Annotated in this window: 18 protein-coding genes; 3 read left to right on the forward strand and 15 right to left on the reverse strand. The window is 62.6% G+C overall.

The genetic code is table 11. The features are described from left to right. Positions 1-448 precede the first annotated feature (448 nt). From CXQ94_RS17785 to CXQ94_RS17800, 4 genes are read right to left on the reverse strand one after another with little or no spacing between them, the layout of a single operon-like run. Positions 449-1,843, reverse strand: coding sequence for a GntP family permease (locus CXQ94_RS17785; protein WP_104091922.1), 1,395 nt, complete (start codon positions 1,841-1,843; stop codon positions 449-451). 26 nt (positions 1,844-1,869) lie between these two features. Further along, a complete protein-coding gene (locus CXQ94_RS17790) occupies positions 1,870-2,505 on the reverse strand; it encodes a bifunctional 4-hydroxy-2-oxoglutarate aldolase/2-dehydro-3-deoxy-phosphogluconate aldolase (RefSeq protein ID WP_104091923.1) in 636 nt (211 codons plus the stop codon). Next, positions 2,502-4,136, reverse strand: coding sequence for an amidohydrolase family protein (locus CXQ94_RS17795; protein WP_258067182.1), 1,635 nt, complete (start codon positions 4,134-4,136; stop codon positions 2,502-2,504). The genes CXQ94_RS17790 and CXQ94_RS17795 overlap by 4 nt, the downstream gene beginning before the upstream one ends. Positions 4,137-4,139: 3 nt before the next feature. After that, positions 4,140-5,510 (reverse strand): alanine racemase, encoded by a 1,371-nt coding sequence (locus CXQ94_RS17800; RefSeq protein WP_258067183.1) that lies wholly within the window; start codon positions 5,508-5,510, stop codon positions 4,140-4,142. A gap of 155 nt (positions 5,511-5,665) precedes the next feature. Between CXQ94_RS17800 and CXQ94_RS17805 the strand changes: the two genes are divergently transcribed. From CXQ94_RS17805 to CXQ94_RS17815, 3 genes are read left to right on the forward strand one after another with little or no spacing between them, the layout of a single operon-like run. Then, positions 5,666-6,685: a sugar kinase gene (locus CXQ94_RS17805; protein ID WP_104091924.1), complete on the forward strand. Its 1,020-nt coding sequence runs from the start codon at positions 5,666-5,668 to the stop codon at positions 6,683-6,685. Further along, positions 6,682-7,443, forward strand: coding sequence for an IclR family transcriptional regulator (locus CXQ94_RS17810; RefSeq protein ID WP_104091925.1), 762 nt, complete (start codon positions 6,682-6,684; stop codon positions 7,441-7,443). Before CXQ94_RS17805 ends, CXQ94_RS17810 begins: the two co-directional genes overlap by 4 nt. Continuing rightward, positions 7,440-7,844 carry a RidA family protein gene (locus CXQ94_RS17815; RefSeq protein WP_104091926.1) on the forward strand — a complete coding sequence of 135 codons (405 nt, stop codon included), beginning with the start codon at positions 7,440-7,442 and terminating at the stop codon, positions 7,842-7,844. The genes CXQ94_RS17810 and CXQ94_RS17815 overlap by 4 nt, the downstream gene beginning before the upstream one ends. Positions 7,845-7,945: 101 nt before the next feature. On the opposite strand, the gene CXQ94_RS17820 is transcribed toward CXQ94_RS17815, so the two are convergent. The 11 genes from CXQ94_RS17820 to CXQ94_RS17865 all read right to left on the reverse strand — a co-directional run bounded on the left by CXQ94_RS17820 (position 7,946) and on the right by CXQ94_RS17865 (position 19,474). Beyond that, a complete protein-coding gene (locus tag CXQ94_RS17820) occupies positions 7,946-8,344 on the reverse strand; it encodes a rhodanese-like domain-containing protein (protein ID WP_104091927.1) in 399 nt (132 codons plus the stop codon). 43 nt (positions 8,345-8,387) lie between these two features. Further along, positions 8,388-9,371, reverse strand: a complete 984-nt coding sequence (gene xerD, locus CXQ94_RS17825) for a site-specific tyrosine recombinase XerD (RefSeq protein WP_104091928.1) — start codon at positions 9,369-9,371, stop codon at positions 8,388-8,390. Next, positions 9,368-9,970, reverse strand: coding sequence for an NUDIX hydrolase (locus tag CXQ94_RS17830; protein ID WP_258067195.1), 603 nt, complete (start codon positions 9,968-9,970; stop codon positions 9,368-9,370). Before CXQ94_RS17830 ends, xerD begins: the two co-directional genes overlap by 4 nt. A gap of 102 nt (positions 9,971-10,072) precedes the next feature. Next, positions 10,073-11,779: a CTP synthase gene (locus CXQ94_RS17835; protein WP_104091930.1), complete on the reverse strand. Its 1,707-nt coding sequence runs from the start codon at positions 11,777-11,779 to the stop codon at positions 10,073-10,075. A 69-nt stretch (positions 11,780-11,848) separates the two neighbouring features. Further along, positions 11,849-13,579 (reverse strand): DNA repair protein RecN, encoded by a 1,731-nt coding sequence (gene recN / locus CXQ94_RS17840; RefSeq protein ID WP_104091931.1) that lies wholly within the window; start codon positions 13,577-13,579, stop codon positions 11,849-11,851. Beyond that, complete coding sequence (locus tag CXQ94_RS17845; RefSeq protein ID WP_104091932.1) at positions 13,576-14,643, reverse strand: NAD kinase; 1,068 nt, start codon at positions 14,641-14,643, stop codon at positions 13,576-13,578. The genes recN and CXQ94_RS17845 overlap by 4 nt, the downstream gene beginning before the upstream one ends. 26 nt (positions 14,644-14,669) lie before the next feature. Continuing rightward, complete coding sequence (locus CXQ94_RS17850) at positions 14,670-15,476, reverse strand: TlyA family RNA methyltransferase (RefSeq protein ID WP_104091933.1); 807 nt, start codon at positions 15,474-15,476, stop codon at positions 14,670-14,672. Continuing rightward, complete coding sequence (locus CXQ94_RS22710; RefSeq protein WP_181034288.1) at positions 15,473-15,646, reverse strand: hypothetical protein; 174 nt, start codon at positions 15,644-15,646, stop codon at positions 15,473-15,475. Before CXQ94_RS22710 ends, CXQ94_RS17850 begins: the two co-directional genes overlap by 4 nt. Further along, a complete protein-coding gene (locus CXQ94_RS17855) occupies positions 15,643-16,650 on the reverse strand; it encodes an HAD-IIA family hydrolase (protein WP_104091934.1) in 1,008 nt (335 codons plus the stop codon). Before CXQ94_RS17855 ends, CXQ94_RS22710 begins: the two co-directional genes overlap by 4 nt. Before the next feature lie 4 nt (positions 16,651-16,654). Beyond that, on the reverse strand, positions 16,655-18,883 hold the full coding sequence (locus CXQ94_RS17860; RefSeq protein WP_104091935.1) for a hypothetical protein: 2,229 nt from the start codon (positions 18,881-18,883) through the stop codon (positions 16,655-16,657). Between the two features lie 105 nt (positions 18,884-18,988). Continuing rightward, the gene (locus CXQ94_RS17865; RefSeq protein WP_104091936.1) at positions 18,989-19,474 is read right to left on the reverse strand and encodes a hypothetical protein; all 486 of its coding nucleotides are present in this window, start codon (positions 19,472-19,474) and stop codon (positions 18,989-18,991) included. Between the last annotated feature and the right edge of the window lie 278 nt (positions 19,475-19,752).

Here is a 19,752-nt window from a genome sequence, read left to right on the forward strand (position 1 = left end):
AGGATGTCCCAAATGGACATAGCCAACGTGTCCCGCAAGCCGGTCCCCCACCGCACGAACCACCCGCTGACATGCGGTTCTGTAATTGCGGCTTTTGGAGTGTCCCATAGAGGTAGCCCGGTGAGGTGTCCGGTCCGCGGGCGTCGTACGGGACAGGATTTCCGCTCCACACCACCCCCTTCTTCTGGCTCCGATGGACGGTGGCCTGGTGCTCGGCCATGCCGGCTGATTCAAAATAGTTTGTTCATTGCACTCGGAATGGGACTGCGGAACCCAAGTCAACAATGAAGCGCACGGGTAAAAACGCAAGAATGCGAGAATTCCCAAGATCGACCAAAATCATCGCAGCAGCGCGGATCGGCCCGCTGGTGACAACCCTAGTGGGATGCCAAAAGGGGCGTATGAAATTTCATACGCCCCCTTTTGTGTGCCGTGAAGCAATGTGGCGTTAGACAAACTGCCAGATCAACGCGGCCATGCCGAAGCCCACCACGGAGAGTACAGTCTCGAGGACCGTCCAGGTTTTCAGGGTGTCCTTGACGGACATGTTGAAGTACTTGGAGATGATCCAGAAGCCGCCATCGTTGACATGGCTGGCGATGACGGAACCGGAGGCGATCGCCATGACGATCAGGGCCAGCTGCGGTTGCGAGTACCCGGCGGCGAGGACGCTCGGGGCCAGGATTCCGCCGGTGGTGACGATGGCAACCGTCGCCGAACCCTGGGCGATGCGCATACCAGCTGAGATCACGAAGGCAGAAAGCAGCAAAGGCAGCCCGGCAGTGGCGAGGGAATCGGCCACTGCCTTGCCCACACCGGTGGCACCCAGCACGGCGCCAAAGAACGCACCGGCACCCACAACTAGCAAAATCATGCCAACAGGACGCAGTGAGGATGAGGTCAGTTCGGAGATCTCCTGCCCGCTCATGCCGCGGCGGGTGCCCAGCAGCCACATGGCCAGCAGCACAGCCACTGTAAGGGCGATGGCCGGGTTGCCGAAGAACTGCAAGGTAGTACGGAGGCCGCCGTCGGGCAGCATGATGTTGCCGAACGTGCCGCCCAGGATCAAAAGCATGGGCGTGCCGATAGCCAGCAGAACGGTACCGAGTGCCGGATCGCCCAGGGCTTTGGCCTCATCGGATTCCGGGATGATCCGGTCCTCAGGCACGTTGACCATGACGCGCTTTCCGATCCAGGTGCCCCAGAGGATGCCGGAGGCAAACCAGGCAGGGATACCGCAGGCCAGGCCCATGATGATCAGCCAGCCCAGATCCACATGGAACAGGCCAGCGGCGGCTACGGGGCCTGGGTGCGGCGGCAGGAAGGCATGCGTGACGGACAGTCCGGCCAGCAGCGGGAGAGCGTAGAGAACCAGCGATTTTCCGCCCCGGACGGCCGCCACATAAACAAGCGGAGCCAAAACAAAGATGCCAATGTCAAAAAACACCGGAATACCCAGGACAAAGCCGGTGACACCCATGGCCAGGGGCGTGCCCTTTTCACCAAAGAGCTTTACGAGCCGGCCCATGAGGACTTCGGCTCCACCGGATCGTTCCAAGATGGCACCCAGGACAGTACCCAGGCCAATGATCACGGTGATGTGGCCGAGGATCCCGGCGAAGCCCTTTTCAATGATCGCGTCGCTGCTCTTGGTCGCCGATCCCACCAAATCCTGCACCGACACCCCACCTGCAAGCGCCACAATAATGCCGACCACGAGCAAGGCAATAAAGGGTTCCAGCTTGACCTTGATAATCAAAACCAGCAAGACGGCAATGCCCAGACCGGCAAGGAGCAAAAGCCCTGCCGTGTCGTGGTGAAGCCAGTTAACAAAATCAGTCATGAACTTACTTTCAAAGAAAAAATAGATTAGCAAAGAATGCTGGTGAACGCGGCGGCGCGGGCAGTAATCTCATCCCACGTTCCGGCGGCCACGACGGCCGGGGGCACCACGGCGGTCCCGCAGCACACGGCGACTGCGCCAGCTGCGAGGAAGTCCTTGGCGTTTGCGGCGCTGATTCCACCAGAGGGCAGCAACTTGATGCCCGGGTAGGGCCCCTGCAGGTCCTTCAGGTAGGCCGGCCCCATGGCGCTGGCCGGGAAGATCTTCACGACGGCGGAGCCCAGGTCAAGCGCCATTGCCACCTCAGTGGGTGTCAGGGCGCCGAGCGCGAACGGGATGCCAGCGTCGGCGGCCACCTTGGCCACCTCGGGGCGAATCCCGGGGGTGACAAGGAACTGGGCGCCGGCGTCGATCGCGGCCTTGGCTTGGTCTGCGGTAAGAACAGTTCCCACACCGATAATCGCGCCATGATCTGCTGCAGTAGCCGCCGCACGGGCAACATGGGCTAGCAGGTTCGGGGTGGTGTAGGTCAGTTCGACGCCGGTGATGCCACCTGCCACGAGCGAGCGGCAAAGCTCGGCAGCGTCGGCAATCTCGGGAGCTCGTACGACGGCGATGGTGCGGTCAGCCTCGAGCCGTGCAATGAGTTCTTGGTTATTCATGATGTGGGGCGGGTTCCTTCCGGGGTACGGCGCAGCGCCCGGCCGGCAAGTGCGCCGGTGGGTGTGCCCGCTTTGATGGCTGCAGTGCCGTTGACAAATACGTACTGGATTCCCGCGGCTGCTTGGCGCGGGTTTTCAAAGGTGGCGGTGGCGTTGACTGTTTCCGGGTCGAAGAGCACCAGGTCTGCTGCGTAGCCGACGCGCACCAGGCCGCGGTCCACCAGTTTCAACCGAGCCGCGGGACGCCCGCTGAGGTGGTGAACCATTTGTTCCAGATTGAGCAGGCCCAGTTCGCGGCTGTAATGGCCAAGGTAGCGGGGGAAGGTTCCCCAGGCGCGCGGGTGTGGCTTGGCGCCGACCAGGATTCCGTCACTGCCGCCGCAGTGGGTGCGGTGAACCATGATGGCCTGCACGTTTTCCTCGTGACCCACGTGTTGCAGGATGCCTGTGGCCATTTTGTCGCGCAGCAGAATGTCCACGAAGGTCTCGAAGGGATCGGTGCCGTTGTTCTGGGCGATCTGGGCAATGGTCTTGCCGACGTAACCGTCTAGTTCCGGATTTTGAACACCCGATATTTCCAGGGTTTCCCATTCGGCCACTACGCCATGGCAGCCGTCGGAACCGTAGATCTCCACGTTCTCGCGAATCTGGGCAAGGGTATGCGGATCTCGCAACCTGTCCATGGTTGTCTGGCTCCCACCGGCGGAGGCCCAGCTGGGCAGGATGGCCGACAGGGTGGTGGCACCGGGGAGGTAGGGGTAGGTGTCCAAGGTGATGTCCACGCCGTCGTCCAACGCCCGGTCGATCAAACCCAATAGCTCGGGGGCACGGCCCTTGTTCGGGGCGAAGTTCATGGTGGCGTGGGAAAGGTGCAGGGCGCAGCCGGTTGCACGGCTCAGCTCGATCATTTCGTCGTAGGCCTCGAGGGCGCCTTTGCCGTAGGAGCGGTGGTGCGGTGCATAGAAGCCACCGAACTCGGCCACTACTGAGCACAGCTGTGTCAATTCCTCGGTGGTGGCGTACATGCCCGGGGTGTAGGTCAGCCCGGAGGACATGCCTACGGCGCCTTCCTCCATGGCGGCACGAATGACCTCTTGTTGGGCGCTTACCTCTTCGGCGGTGGCTTCGCCGTCACCGAATCCGCGGACCATGGCCCTGACCGTGCCTTGGGGAATCAGGTAGGCGGCGTTGGTGGCAATCCCTTGATCGAGCCGGTCGAGGTACTCCCCCACCGTGCGCCAATTGAAGTCGAAGTCGGCAGGGTTTTCGTTCCAACCGGCAATCTTTTGCCGCACCCCAGCCAGTGTGACGTCGTCAATGGGGGCATAGGAAAGCCCGTCCTGACCCAGCAGCTCGGTGGTGACTCCCTGACTGAGTTTGGCGTAGTGGTCCGGGTTCAGGAACAGTTGCAGGTCCGAGTGGGCGTGCATGTCAATGAATCCAGGGCTCAGCACCAACCCCCGGGCGTCGATGACGTCGTCGCCACCAGGGTAGGTGCCAGCCGTGGAAATGCTGTGGATCAGTCCATTTTCGAGCACGACGTCGGCAACATACCTGGGTGCGCCGCTCCCGTCCACGACTGTTGCGTTGGCGATGATGGTGCGCACGGTGGACGTGCTTTGCGAAGTCATGGCCTAGAAGAACGTGTGGATGAGATCCACGACGCGGTGGTCATTGCGGGCATCGGCAAGGACGGGGATGAGCGTCCACTTGTCGAATGCCGTGCACGGGTGGGACAAGCCCAGGCGGACCACATCACCAATGTTGACAGACGTCGTTTCCGGGTTAAACCGCAAGAAGCTGTGCTGGTCGTTGACGGAACTGATGCTCGCACCAACAAGTGTGTCCAGTTCACCACCAAGTGACCGCGCAAGGAACTGGGGTTCGGGTAGGCCCTCATCCACGGGAAGGTCGCGCTTGCCGGCGTCGAGGATTGCAAGGCCCGGCTCGGGTGCAGAGACAACGCGGGCCCAGGCATGCATGGCCGAGGCAAACGGCTTCGTAGCCATTTCCGCCCCGCGGCCAAACGGTGAAATGCCACGGTAGAAGCCGTCGTCGTGCACAATGTAGGCACCGCTGCGGATGATGACCTCAACCTTGGGGCCGCCGTCGGCTGTGGCCGGCGAGGCACAGTCGCCCAAGACGTCAACCACGTCGTCAAAGTAGGCACTGCCGCCGGCGGTGACAATAATGTCAGCATCGGGCGCGTACAAGTTCTCGGTCAGCAACTGCTCGTGGAGATCCTTGACACGGGAAAGGTAACCGCGCACGGTGCCCAGGGCGTCGGCGTCGGCCGTGTGGGCCAGGGAGCCCTCGTAGCCGCCCACGCCCACAAGGCGCAGGTGGGTGGATGCGTTGACTGCACGGGCCAGCTCAAGTGCCTGCGCGCTGGAACGAATCCCCGTCCGCCCTCCCTCTTGGCCCAGTTCAACGATGACGTCAAGTACGGCGCCGGGAACTGCCGAGAGTGTGGTTTCTTGGAGGGCGACTGTCTGCAGCGAGTCGACCCAGGACACAACGGTGAACGACGGGCTCTGCGTGGCCGCTACCCAGGCGATGGCCTGCGGGTCGGTGAGGCTGTTGGCGATCATGACGCGACCGACCCCAAAGGCGTGGGCGACGCGCAGCTGGGAGGCGTTAGCCAAGGTGATGCCCCAGGCTCCATTATCCAGCTGTTGACGCCACATTTGCGGAGCCATGGTGGTCTTGCCATGGGGTGCCAGACGAACGCCCTTCTCAGCACACCAGCGGGCCATCTGCACAACGTTTGCGTTGATGGCCATGGCGTCAAGGGTCAGCAGGGGCGTTTGCAAGTCTCCCAAGGAGACACCAGATGTGGCGAATGCGCCAGCGGTTTGCCCGTGGGCGGCAGCGGGTATGGCCTTGTAGTTGAAGCCCAGTTCGCGCTGGTCGAGTGCCTCAACCATGGCGACATCGATGCCTGCCGACGGTTCGGTGTTGCCGGCTGGTGCCACGCTGCCGTTGATGGTTGCGTCCTTGCCCACTGCTACTTCCCTTCGCGGGCCAGCATGTCGGCCCCGTTGCGTATATTGCAACGCTAGTTGCAAACTCACTGTCACCATGTCTAACATGGTCAGGATTCGTCCGTCAAGACGAGAGTGAGATTCCAGCCACAGGGTGAGAGGAAGTGCAGAAGGTCATGCTTTCAGTTGTTTGCATCGGAGAAACGATGGCAATGCTCACCCCAACCCATGACATTCCGCTCTCGGAAGCCACTGAGCTCTTCTACGGTGTGGGTGGCGCGGAGTCCAACGTCGCCATGGGTCTGGCCGCCATGGGCGTCGAAACCCATTGGATCGGCAGGGTGGGCCGCGACGGCTTTGGCACCCGCATTCTTAATGACCTCACAGCTCACCAGGTGGGTGTCGGCGGTGTCGAAGTCGACCCCGCACTCCCCACAGGCCTGTACGTCAAGGTCCCTGCCACTACGAAATCTGATGTCGAGGAAAGTTCGGTCCTGTACTACCGGAAGGGTTCGGCCGCCTCGGCCATGAGCCCGCAGATGCTGAGGAACCCGGCCATCGGCTCTCTCCTGGAATCGGCGGGACTCGTTCACTTGAGCGGCATCACTGCGGCACTATCCCCCAGCTGCCGCGCCATGCTCCACACCATCATGTCCGCGCCCCGCAACGGCCAGTTCATCTCCTTCGACGTCAACTGGCGCGAGGCGCTGTGGGCTGACGAAGACAAAACTGTCCTCGCGACGCTCGCCAACCAGGCCGACGTGGTGCTGGTGGGAGCCGATGAGGCCCTGCCGGCCTTCGGGACCAATGACGAGGCGGCACTGCGGGCACTGCTTCCCGGACCATCCGTCATTGTGCTCAAGAACGCCGACACATCCGCGATTGCGTTGATGAACGACGGCGGCCGCGTGGAAGTTCCTGCGCTGAGCGTCGACGTGCTTGAGCCAGTGGGTGCCGGGGATGCGTTTGCCGCCGGTTACCTCAGCGGCCGGTTGTTCGGGCTGGACCAGCGCTCCTCGCTGCGTCGCGGTCACCTGAGCGCCGCCTGCACGCTCACCGTCCTTGGCGATCGCGGCCCCCTTCCGACGTCGGAGGTTCTGGCCCAAATTCTTGGCTGTTCCGAAGAGGAATGGGCCGCCACCAGGGTTTCCCCCGGGCGGATCGATTCCCCCGTCTTGATAGGTACCACGCCATGAGCCAGAGCCTCATCCGTGCCCTCGGCCTAATGTCGCAGCTGGCCGAGCAGCCCGCCACCTTGGATGAGTTGGCGGCAACCTCCGACGTCCACAAGACAACCGTGATGCGACTGCTGCATTCCCTCGAGGACGAGCACTTTCTGGTCCGCAACGCGGCCGGACAATTCCAGTTGGGCCGGAAACTCTTTGAGCTTTCCTCCCGTGCCTTGGAACTGCGTGACCTGCGCCAGATTGCCCGCCCGCATTTGGCCAAGCTGAACGATGCAACAGGCCATACCGTCCACCTTGCCGAACTTGAGGGCGCCGAGGTGGTGTACATCGACAAGTTCGAGTCGCACCATCCCGTTCGCATGTACTCACGGATTGGACTCACGGCGGCTTTGCATTCGGCGGCTGTTGCCAAAATCATCCTGGCGGATATGCCCCGCTCCCGGCAGGTGCATATTGCTGCCGGGCTGGACTACATCAAGATGACTGAGAACACGCTGACCACACCTGAGGAACTACTGAACGAGCTAAGTCTTGTACGTGAACAAGGCTGGGCGCAGGATAGGTCCGAGCACGAGTCATTTGTGCACTGCGTTGCCGCGCCCATCAGGGACGCCTCCGGAAGCGTGGTGGGGGCGGCGTCAATCTCTGTCCCGGTGGTCCTACTGGACTACGAAGGCTTGCTGAAATTACTACCAGTACTAATTAATGGGACCCAGGCCATCTCAAGAGATTTGGGTTGGGTCTCCAATGAAAGGAACACTCGATGAGTGAAAAAACTATTGTCCGCACCGAAAACGCTCCCGCCCCGGCGCACACCTTCTCGCAGGGTGTAAAGAAGGGTGGCCTGTTCCAGGTCTCCGGCCAGGGCCCCATGGACCCGGTTGCCAACGAGTACATTGGCGAAGGCGACGTCCGCGTTCAGACTCGTCGCACACTCGAGAACGTCAAGGCCATCCTGGAAGCCGGAGGTTCTTCCGTAGAAGACGTCATCATGTTCCGCGTTTACCTGACCACGCGCGACGACTTCCCCGCCATGAACGACGTCTACGGCGAGTTCATCAAGGAAAACGTCCCCAGCGGCCAGCTCCCGTCCCGCACCACTGTCTTCGTTGACTTGCCCCACGAGGTCATGTTGGTCGAGATCGACGCTCTGGCCGTCACCGCGTAGCTAACACCCGGGTGCCGGAACGGCCGCTCACATCAACCTTTGCGGTTGTTGTGAGCGGCCGTTCCGGCACTTTTTGTTTAAGCCCGACGGCGGACGTTCAGTCAGTCAGCCGTGACGAGAGGGTCCGTGGCCCGGGTGTTGAGACCATCGGCTGTTTCCACGGGAAGACCATTTCTGGCCCAGTATTCAATGCCACCGATCATTTCCCGCACTGGATAGCCCAGTTCTGCGAAAGCCAGGGCGGCAAAGGTGCTGCCATTACAGCCTGGCCCCCACGAATACACCACCACGGGCGTGCCGGGTGGGATGAGCGCAGCGGCCTGGGCCGGAATGAGAGCCGTGGGCAGGTGGATGGCGCCGGGGACGTGCCCGTGGTCCCAGGAGGCGTGCCTGCGGGTGTCCACGAGCGCGAATTCACCGCCTACGAGTCCGTCACGGGCGGCCATGACATCGATTTCAAATTCCAACTTGGCCCGGAAGTGTTCGGTGGCGTTACTCATGGTTCAACCGTACGGCACAGCGGTCTACTAGCGGGATAGGGGGTTATCCGAGCGCGCGTGGGTGTGCGGCCGCATACACTTCGCGCAGCGTCTCGGCAGTGACCAGCGTATACACCTGCGTGGTGGTGACGGAGGCGTGCCCCAAGAGTTCTTGAACTACGCGCACGTCAGCCCCTCCTTCAAGAAGATGTGTGGCAAACGAGTGGCGCAGGGTGTGCGGGGACACCTCGAGATCAACCTGGGCTTTCTCGGCGGCAGCCTTCAAAATGGTCCACGCGCTTTGGCGGCTGATTCGCCCACCCCGCACATTCAGAAACAGGGCAGGGGTACCTTTCCCCTTGGCGGCCAACGATCCCCGGCCGCGCACAAGATAAGCCTCAATGGCTCGAAGCGCATAGGAGCCGATCGGCACAAGACGTTCCTTTGACCCCTTGCCAAAGAGTCGCACCAGCGAGGGCCCCTCTCCCCCAGCAGGCGCCAGAACAAGATCGTCGACATCGAGCCCGATTGCTTCGCTAATGCGGGCCCCGGTGGAGTACAAGAACTCAAGCATGGCCGAGTCCCGCAACCCTGCCGGAGTGTCTGAGCCGGCAGCTTCAAGAATTTTAGTTACCTGGGCGACGCTGATGGCTTTGGGCAGGCGTCGGCCCGCCATGGGCGGGTGGACATCCGCGGCCGGATCCTTGGTGGTCAGTCCTTCCAGGGCCCAGAATTTGTGTAGCCCTCGCACCGCCACAATGGTCCGCGCGGCGGAGCGCAGCCCCAGCGCGGAGCCGCCGTCGGCCCCGTCGGAGAGGCCCTGGGCGAACTCGCTGACGTGATGGCGGGTAATCTGTTCGGGCTCAAGAACGGGGAAAGCCGCAAGGAAGTGCTGATAGCGGGAAAGGTCGCGCCGATAGGCTGCCAGGGTGTTGGCGGCAAGGCCGCGTTCCACGCTGACGTGCTGGAGGTAATCTGCAACAGCCCTCCCCAAGGGGGAAACGCTGCCAACACTATCGGTTCCGCGGACCAGTCCCCCGGCAGTCACTGCGCGCGTTGACTCGGGTGGGCAGGCCACGGGGCATGGCTGTCCCGCAATGAGGCAAAGCCCTCACGGGCAGCGGCCGCCGCGGCCAAAATGCCAACGACTGCGCTCGGGTTGTGAATGCGTCCTTCCAGGACGGCGGTGGCCGCCTCGTCAAGGTCGACCCACCGCAGTTGAATCTCGGCTTCCTCATCGGTACGCACGTGGCGATCGGTCTCGGGTACCTCTGAAATCTGCCGGGCCAGGTAGATTCTGATGGCTTCGCTGGAGGAACCCGGGGAGTTGAAGAAGTCGGTGAGAACATGCCATTGCCCGGCCACCAGATCGGCTTCTTCCGCCAGCTCCCGGGCTGCGCCTACAACAAAGTCCTCGCCGTCCACATCCAGAAGTCCCGCGGGAATTTCCCAAAGATCCATTTTCACGGGGTGGCGGTACTGGCGCAGTAACAACACCTGGTTGGCGTCGTTGAGAACCATGATGGCCACGGCGCCAGGATGGGCGATGTAATCCCTGGTCAGCGGCTTGGAGCCGGGTTCCAGGGCAAAGGTGTCCGAGACCACGTCCCAGATTCGTCCTTGGTACACCGTCGTGGAGGAGAGCATGGTGCGGTCACTGAGGGTATCAGCGACGGGCCCCTGCGATGAGGCAGGGCCTGGTTGCGTACTCTGCGCCGACGACGGCGTACCAATTTCGCTCATGGTGCCTTAGACGTCCAGCAGACGGGTTGCGTTTTGACGGTCCAGAGCGGCGGCGATCAGCCCGGAGAAGAGAGCGTGGGGCCGGGTGGGGCGCGAGCTCAATTCCGGATGGGCCTGGGTGGAGACATAGTACGGGTGGACTTCGCGGGGAAGTTCAACAAATTCCACGAGCTTGCCATCGGGTGAGGTTCCGGAGAACACCAGCCCGGCGGCAGCAATCTGGTCGCGGTACTTGTTGTTGACTTCGTAGCGGTGACGGTGACGTTCGGAAACATCCGTGGTCCCGTAGGTCTCTGCAATGACAGAGCCCTCGGTCAGCACAGCCGGGTAGAGACCAAGGCGCATGGTTCCGCCAAGGTCGCCGTTGCCGTCCACAATGTCCAGCTGTTCTTCCATGGTGGCGATGACAGGGTACTTGGGGTTGTCATCGAACTCCGAGGAGGATGCGCCCTCAAGGCCCACAACGTTCCGGGCGTACTCGATAACCATCGACTGCAGGCCCAGGCACAGGCCCAGCGTCGGGATCTGGTTTTCGCGGGCATATTTCAGGGCGCCAAGCTTGCCTTCGAGACCGCGGATACCGAAACCACCGGGAACGCAGATTCCGTCAACGTCGCTCAACGCCTTGATGGCGCCAGCTTCTGTTGCACAGTCGTCGGAGGGGACCCAACGGATCTTGACCTTGGTGCTGTTGGCGAAGCCGCCGGCCCGCAGCGCCTCGGTGACGGAGAGGTAGGCGTCAGGCAGGTCAATGTACTTGCCGACCAAGGCAATCTCAACGTGGTGCAAGGGGTTGTGAACGGCTTCCAGGAGCTTGTCCCACTTGGTCCAGTCGACATCCTTGAACGGGAGGTCCAGGGCTCGCACAATGTAGGAATCCAGGCCCTGAGAGTGCAGGGTTTTGGGGATGTCGTAGATGCTCGGGGCATCGGGGCAGCCGATGACTGCTTCGACGTCCACGTCGCAGGCGCGACCGATCTTGGCGTGCATGGCCTCAGGCAGGACCCGGTCCGAGCGCAGGATTAAAGCGTCGGGCTGGATGCCCAAGGAGCGCAGGGCTGCAACGGAGTGCTGCGTGGGCTTGGTCTTCAGTTCCTGGGACGGGCCAATGTAAGGCACCAGGGAAACGTGGGCGAAGAAGACGTTGTTGCGGCCAATGTCCTGACGAACCTGGCGGGCAGACTCCAAGAACGGCTGAGATTCGATGTCACCGACGGTGCCACCAATTTCGGTGATGATGACATCGGGTGCGTTCTTACCTTCGGCAGGAAGGCGCATACGGCGCTTGATTTCATCGGTGATGTGCGGGATGACCTGCACGGTGTCGCCCAGGTATTCGCCGCGGCGTTCCTTGGCAATGACCGTGGAGTACACCTGACCGGTGGTGACGTTGGCGGATCCTTCAAGATTTTCATCAAGGAATCGCTCGTAGTGACCAATGTCCAGATCAGTCTCGGCGCCGTCGTCAGTAACGAAGACTTCACCGTGCTGGAAGGGATTCATGGTGCCTGGATCCACATTGAGATAGGGATCGAGTTTTTGCATTGTGACCGACAGGCCGCGTGCACGGAGCAGGTGACCGAGGCTGGAAGCCGTCAGTCCCTTACCGAGCGAGGACGCGACACCGCCGGTGACGAAGATGTGTTTGGTCGTCTTGGACTGACCACTGAACCGGGAATTTGATCGTTGAACCACGGAATTCGAGCCTATCATCTAATGAGCCAATAGTCGTTCGCACCCGGTACGGAACCTCTCCGGCGGGCCACACAAAAACGAACCGTCTTACGCTTTCCCTTGGCGGGCGTCTGCCAAAAGTTCCTTGGCATGGGCCTGTGCTGTTGCTGAATCCTCCTGCCCTGCCAGCATCCGGGCCAATTCCCGCACCCGTTCTTCATCGTTCAAAAGTCGTACATTGCTGGTGGTGATGCCACCGCCTGAGTTTTTACTCACAGAACTCTTTGTGACAAGAATATGCTGATCCGCGAATGCCGCAACCTGGGGCAGGTGTGTGACGACCAAGACCTGAACGTGCTGGGCCAGCATGGCCAGCCTCCGGCCAATTTCGACGGCGGCCTTGCCACCAACACCCGAGTCCACCTCGTCGAAGACGAAGGTGGGGACGGGATCCACCGTTGCCAGGACCACTTCCAGGGCCAGCATCACCCGCGAGAGCTCACCGCCTGAGGCGCCTTTGCCCAGCGGACGCGGCAAGGAGCCTGCGTGTGGCTGGAGCAGGAAGGCTATCTCGTCGGCACCATGGATGCCACGTTCGGTTGCTGTGATCTCAATGACCAGTTTCGCGTCGGGCATGGCCAGGGCCTTCAACTCGGCACTGACCTGCCGTGAGAGTTTCTCTGCGGCACTGCGGCGCAGCTTGGTCACTTCCGCTGCCCGATCCGCAAGTTCTACCAGGGAACTGGCCAGTTCCCCTTCGAGGGTTTCGATCCTGCCCGAGTCATCGGTCAGCTCGTTCAGCCGTACCCGGGCTTCTTCGGACCACAGCAGGACACCGTCAATGTCGGGCGCGTATTTGCGCACCAGAACGGCCAACTCACCCCGCCGGTCCTCCACCTCAGATAGACGGCCGGGCCCTTCCGAATCCAGTGAGGTTGCATAGCCCACCAGGTCCCGGGCAATGTCGGCCAGCAGGTAGCCCACCTCCGAGACGCGTTTGGCGGTTTCGGCCAGTTCGTCGTCGGAATCGGCTACGGCCTCAAGAAGGCGTTTGGCCGTGTCCACGAGGGTCACAGCGTCCGGCCCATCACCATAGTCTTCGGCGATCAACGCCTCGTGAGCGCCCAGGGAGGCCCGCCTGAGCTCCTCAACGTTGCCTAGCTTCACTGCCTCGGCCTTCAACAGTTCATCTTCGGCGGGCAAGGGTGCGACGGCGTCGATCTCGGCCAGCGCGACCGTCAGGGACTCCGCCTCACGCAACCGTTCCCGGCTCGAGGTGCGCAGCAGTTCCAGTTCAGCCGCGGCTGCCTTCCAACGCCCGAAAACGCCGCTGTAAGCGGCCATCGCCGCGGGAAACGCCTTCTGGGCTTCGGCAGCGAATTTGTCCAATGCTTCACGCTGCGCGGCCGGGTTCTTCAGCCGGATCTGATCGGATTGCCCATGCACAGCAACCAGAGTCTCCCCCAGTTCGCTGAGCACTCCAATGGGTGCTGTGCGGCCACCCACGTGGGCCCGGCTCCGCCCGTCGGCGCTGACGGTGCGGGCCAGGATGAGCTGGGCACCGCCGTCGAACTCGTCAATGTCGGCACCTGCCTCTTGCGCACGCTTGAGAGCAGCATGCCCTGCCGGCAGTGTCAGCGTGGCCTCGGCGGAAGCGCTCTTGGCCCCGTTGCGCACGGCACCCGCGTCGGCACGGTTTCCCAACAGGAGTCCGACGGCGGTGACCACCATGGTCTTACCGGCACCGGTTTCACCACTCACAACGCTCAGTCCCGGGCCTAGTGGCAGCGTTGATTCGGAGATGACGCCAAGGTCGCGGATGCGAATCTCTTCAATCATGATGTGTGCTGTCCCTCTTCCAGGCTGCCCGGCATCTCGTGGCGGGTGACGGTCAGATCGGGAACGGGTCGGACGGGCCCGGTGGGCGGCCCTTCAAGCTGGGATTTGGGCTTGGGGTTCTTGATGATCGGCAGCTGTGAGGTGGAAGGGAAAGTTTCTTCCGTGGAGGGTCCACGCCAGCCCTGGACAGGCAATTCAAATTTGCGCACGAGCCGCTCGGAAAAGGTCGAAATCTGCGTTCGAGCCAGTTTGACGGGCTTGCTGGAGCGCGTCACCTCGATGCGGGCGCCGGGGAGCAGGTCCACTGTTCGGCGACCGTCGCACCAAATGACACCGTAGGCGCCATTGCGTGTGAGTACTTCTACGGCAAGTGTGGAGGTGGGGGCCACCACCAGGGGCTTGGCGAACAAGGCGTGGGCGCTGATGGGCACCATCAAAAGGGCCTCAACACCGGGCCACACCACCGGCCCGCCGGCGGAGAAGGCATAGGCGGTGGATCCTGTGGGGGTTGCCATGACCACACCGTCGCAGCCGAAGGAGCTCAAGGGGCGCCCATCCACCTCCGTGACCACTTCGATCATGCGTTCGCGGTTGCCTTTTTCCAGGGCCACCTCATTCAAAGCCCAAGTGTGGGCCACGACTTTCCCCTTGACCCGGACCTTGACGTCGAGTGTCATGCGTTCTTCCACCGAATACTTGCGGCGCACCACCCAGTCAACGGTTTCAATGAGGTCGGCTCGCTCGCTTTCGGCCAGGAAGCCCACATGGCCCAGATTGACGCCCAGCAGCGGGAGGTCGTGGTCACGGACCAGCTCCGCGGCACGCAAGATGGTGCCGTCACCACCGAGCACCATGACCAGTTCAATGTCGGCAAGGGTGACATCGCGCCCCAGGATTTCCATGCTTACGTCGGAAACACCAAGGTAGCCGGTCATGTCGGCTAGTTCGTCGGCGTACATCACGGGAACGATGTTGTTTGCGTGGAGCTCCACGCACGCTTCCAGGGCAGCAATCATCGATTCCTCGCGCCCGGTGTGAGCAAGAATCAAGACGCGGCGTGTCATGTGTGTAGCTTTCCTCAAGTTAGATGTCAGGGCCAAACCTGGGCGAGCAAGGTATCCACTGCCCGAGTCTGTTCTTCGATCTTATGTGCCTGCGGTGACACTTCCCGAGTGGCCAGCAGAAAATACTCAACATTTCCATCTTGGCCGGGCAGCGTGCTCACTCCCAGTCCACGCAGTTCAAGCCCATTGGCAAGTGCTGATTGTGCCACAAGGCCGACCGCACGTTTGCGCTCATTTTCGCTGCTCACGACGCCGGTCCGGGCCAGCCGGTCCTTGCCGACTTCAAATTGGGGTTTGACCATCAGCAGAAGGTCACCGCCCGGGCGTGTCGCCAGCGTCAGCGGCCCCATCACCATGGTGAGGGAGATAAACGAGAGGTCACAGACTGTCAGGTCAGCCGGTCCGCCAATGTCAGCGGCGTGCATGTAGCGGATGTTGACGCCCTCGTACACGTCCACTCGGGGGTCCTCGCGCAGCGATTTGACCAGCTGGCCGTGCCCCACGTCGACCGCGGCCACAGTGACGGCGCCGTTGCGCAGCAATACATCGGTGAAGCCGCCGGTGGAAGCGCCGGCGTCGAAACAGCGCTTCCCTGCGGCGCTGACATCGGGGAAGTACGCCAGTGCGCCGGCCAGTTTGTTCCCCGCGCGGGAGACGTAGTCGGGTTCGCCGTCTTCGGCCAAGGCAATCTCGGATTCGGCGGTCACTGGCAGGGACGCCTTGGTGGCGGTTTTTCCCGCCACGCTGATGCGGCCAGCCTTGATGAGGGTGGCCGCCAGTGTCCGGGAACGCGCGAGTTCGCGGTTGACGAGTTCCTGGTCCAAACGTGTCATGAGCCGCCTCCTACAACGGAGGAAGGATCGGCGTCGAGCTCTTGTTGCAGATCGGTGAGCAGTGTTTCGTAGATGGCGTTGTGCCGCGAGGTGGCCAGAATCGCCATGTGCGCTGCACGTGCCACGATGGCGTCCACGGCCGCGTCGCTTTGCTGGTTACTGCCGCTCATGATGCCGGGCTGTGCCAGATCACTTGCGGGGCCGTGGCGGTGTCGGATTCAGGCACAGCAGCCCACCAGGCGGCGCAGGCTGCCCGCCAGGCGTCGATGGTGTTGCCACCGCCGTCGCTGGCTCGTGTCACCACAACAGTGCCGTCCCTGGCCTCGGCGCGTTCGCCGCCGCAAGTGAAGGTCCCGTTCTCGCTCGTAATCTCGGGGTATGGCTGGTAGAAATCTTTGAGGGTTTCGATGATAAAACCCGGACGCTCGGCAGTTCTGGCCCGCAGCGCCGACTCGCACGAGTCAACGCCGGTAAGGACCAAGATGGTGGCCATGCCGGCGTTGTTGCCGCCAAGAATGTCCGTATCCAGGCGGTCCCCGACCACCACTGGGGACTTTGCCCCCAGGCGCTGGGCTGCCGTGAGGAACAGTGGAGCCTCGGGCTTGCCTGCCACCAGGGGATCATGTCCGACGGCGGCACGAACGGCGGCCACCAGCGTCCCGTTACCCGGGGCAATGCCACGGTCCCGGGGAATGGTCATGTCCGTGTTGGTGGCAATCCAGGCGGCGCCACCGTTGATGGCAAACGCCGCCTCGGCCAGGTTGGCCCAGCCCAGTTTCGGGTCAAACCCCTGGATAACAACATCGGGGCCGTCGTTGGCGCTGTGGACCACGTTCATGCCCACCTGCTCAACTTCTTGCACCAAAGCGGCACTGCCCACCACCATCACCTTGCTGCCCCGGGGAAACTTTAGCGCCAAAAGTGCTGCGCCGGCCTGTGCGGAACTGACCACTTGGTCATCCGCCGCCGGCGCACCCAAATCTCGCAGGTGAGAGGCCACATGGGCTGGGGTGCGCGACGCATTGTTCGTCACGTACGCCAGCTTCACGTTGATCTCAGCGAGTCCAACCAGCGCCTCAATGGCACCAGGGATCGCATGAGGGCCCGCATAAACCACACCATCTAGATCCGCCAGGACGGCGTCAAAGCCGCTCAGCAAAGTTTCCCCGGGCAAAGGACTAGTCCTCCAGGTGATCGTGCTCGTGAAGGTCGCCGTGCGCGCCGCCGTCGTGCGTGTCAGTGCCTTCGAAGAGCTCATCCAGGTCTTCATCGCCGGATCCGCCCATCTCGGCACGGTCAAGCTCGTCATCAACGCTGTCCTCGTCGGATTCAGCATCGTCGGAATCGAACGACGTCGAATCGGCGTCGTCAGCCTCAACGTCGTCATGGACGTTGACGGGTGCGTTCTCATCCACGCCCACAACGGAGGGCGCCGTCGCCGGCTCCATCACGTCGGAGACGCGGGTGCGCGGACGCAATTCCACACCGAGATCATCGTCGTCGTCGCCCAGGTCAACGATGATCGAATCCGTGCTGTCGTCGATGCCCAGGGCTTCCTCAGCAACAAGAGCCTGACGCTCCCACGTCTTGGCCTCATCCTTGCGGTTGACCGCACGCAAGACCATGCCGTATGCACGGAACAGGCGGGGGCTGAAGGAGAAGGCGCGGTTGATATCCAGTTGCGGGATTTCAAGAACAGACAATGCTGCCTCAAGGTCACCCATGTCGCCGCGGGCGCCGGACTCGACGATAGCCAATTCCACCTTCCCTGCAGTATCCAGAGTCTCTGCGTCCTCGGACTTGATCAGGTCCAGGGCGCGGTCCGGACGACCCAAGCCGCGCTCACAGTCGGCCATGAGCGGCAGATGTACGTTGGAACCGCTGATACGACGGTAGGTACGCAGTTCACGCAGCGCCTCGGCGTAGTTGCCCGCGGCGTAGGCCGTCATGGCGACAGCTTCGCGAACACAGGCAAGACGCCCACCGCGACGGCTCGCCGCAAGGGCGTGCTGGAAAGCAAGCTCGGGGTCGAAGTCGATCAAACGACCAGCCATGACCAGGTGCTTGGTTACCCATTCATTGTTGCGGGAGTCAAGGATGCGCAACTGGGCGCGGGTTACCTTGTCGAGCTCTTCGCCGGTGACATCGGGATCGATCTCGGGTGAACGGTCGCGGTCCGGGCGGTTGGAACTGCGCAGGTCGCCGGCGTTGCGTGCCGGTGCCACGCGCGGTCCGCGGTCCTCACGGTTACCGCCGAATGCCGGGCGGTCGCCGGACGGGCGTCCACCCTGGCCGCCGCGGTCATCGCGGTTGCCGTAGGGGCGGTCTCCGCCAGTACGTGCCGGACGGTCGCCGTAGCCACCGCGGTCGCCTGCAGGCTTGCGGTCACCGTAGGGACGGTCGCCGGACGGGCGTCCACCCTGGCCGCCGCGGTCATCGCGGTTGCCATAGGGGCGGTCTCCGCCAGTACGTGCCGGTCGGTCGCCGCCACGGTTGTCGCGGTCTCCGTAGGGTCGGTCGCCCGACGGGCGTCCACCCTGGCCGCCGCGGTCATCGCGGTTGCCATAGGGGCGGTCTCCGCCAGTACGTGCCGGGCGGTCACCATAGGGCTTGCGATCGTCACGGTTACCGCCAAATGCCGGGCGGTCGCCGCCACGGTTGTCGCGGTCGCCGTAGGGTCGGTCATTTGCCGGACGTGCCGGGCGGTCACCGTAAGTGCGTCCACCCTGGGCGCCGCGGTTGTCCCGATCACCGAAAGGCTTCCTGTCTTCACGACGTCCGTTTACCATCGGGCGGTCAGCCGTGCGGTTGTCGCGGTCGCCGTAGGGCTTGCGATCGTCACGGTTACCGCTGAATGCCGGACGGTCGCCGGACGGGCGTCCACCTTGAGCACCGCGGTCGTCGCGGTTGCCGTAGGGGCGATCGTTGGAGGGACGTGCCGGACGGTCGCCGTAGCCACCGCGGTCGCCTGCGGGCTTGCGGTCACCGTAGGGACGGTCGCCTGAAGGTCGGCCGCCTTGGCCGCCACGGTTATCGCGGTCGCCGTAGGGGCGGTCACTTGCCGGACGTGCCGGCCGGTCGCCGTAGCCACCGCGGTTGTCGCGGTCGCCGGACGGGCGTCCACCCTGGCCGCCACGATCATCGCGGTTGCCGTAAGGGCGGTCACTGGAGGGACGTGCCGGACGGTCGCCGTAGCCACCGCGGTCGCCTGCGGGCTTGCGGTCACCGTAGGGACGGTCGCCTGAAGGTCGGCCGCCTTGGCCGCCACGGTTGTCACGATCCCCATAAGCGCGTGCACTGGGGGGCTTGCGGTCGCCAGCAGGGGGGCGTCCGCCCTGGCCGCGGCCATCCCCACCCTTGTCCGAGTGTGAGGATCCTTCGCGGTTACTACCGTACTGCTCAGCCATGCCGACTCCTATACCTTTGAGCGCACTAACTGGCACAGTAACAGCCGCTCTTCACTATTGATCTTCTACTGCAAAAATCTTGGACCCAATGGCCCACAGTACAGTCTAGTCGAGGCTGAGCGTCCCACCCATGAATCTGGCGAATCTGGCCAAGATGAGGGGCCAATCACAATCAAAACCGCTGATGGACTGTACGTCCTGAATCTGGTCGAACGCGATGGTAACCCTGCAGGAACTGTCCGTCCCAGGATCGAACCGGATCTCAACATCCAGCGGCACGTGAGACTCCTGACCTAGTGTCCACTCCAACTGAATACGGGCCGGCGATTGCCAGTCCACAATGTCCGCCCAGATTACTTCCTCACCATCTTCAGATTCTTCAACCAAGTGGTCGCGAAGGAAGGCCACATGAGAGCCCTCGCCGAAAGAACTCTCGGTGCCAACTGGCCACCAGAGATGTACCGCGTCTGTGAATCCATCGAAGGCATGAACCACGGAGGTACCGATCACCAACGACTCGGAACGGCGGTTGCCGATCTCCTTGGCTTCAACGTAGTCGGGCTCAGATGCATGCGAAAAAATGTCAGACATTCATCTAGCCTACGTCTTGTAGCCACGCCCCAGAGGCGGTGGCTGGCAAACATCACTCCTCAACTCCCCACAGTGGCCACGAAGGTCCTCAGGTTGACCGAATCCCAGCACGCTACCGCGGTGCCGAATGACGGGGGTTGTTAAAGTGGTGTGGCCTCCTGGTGGGGAGGCCGTGGTCGGTTGATGGTGGTTGTTTAAGTGAGGGAGGCCCCGCACCGTGTGGTGTGGGGCCTCGACCTGTTTACTGTTTGTCCGGCGGTGTCCTACTCTCCCACATC

The organism is Arthrobacter sp. GMC3 (assembly GCF_002929305.1).
GTDB lineage: Bacteria > Actinomycetota > Actinomycetes > Actinomycetales > Micrococcaceae > Specibacter.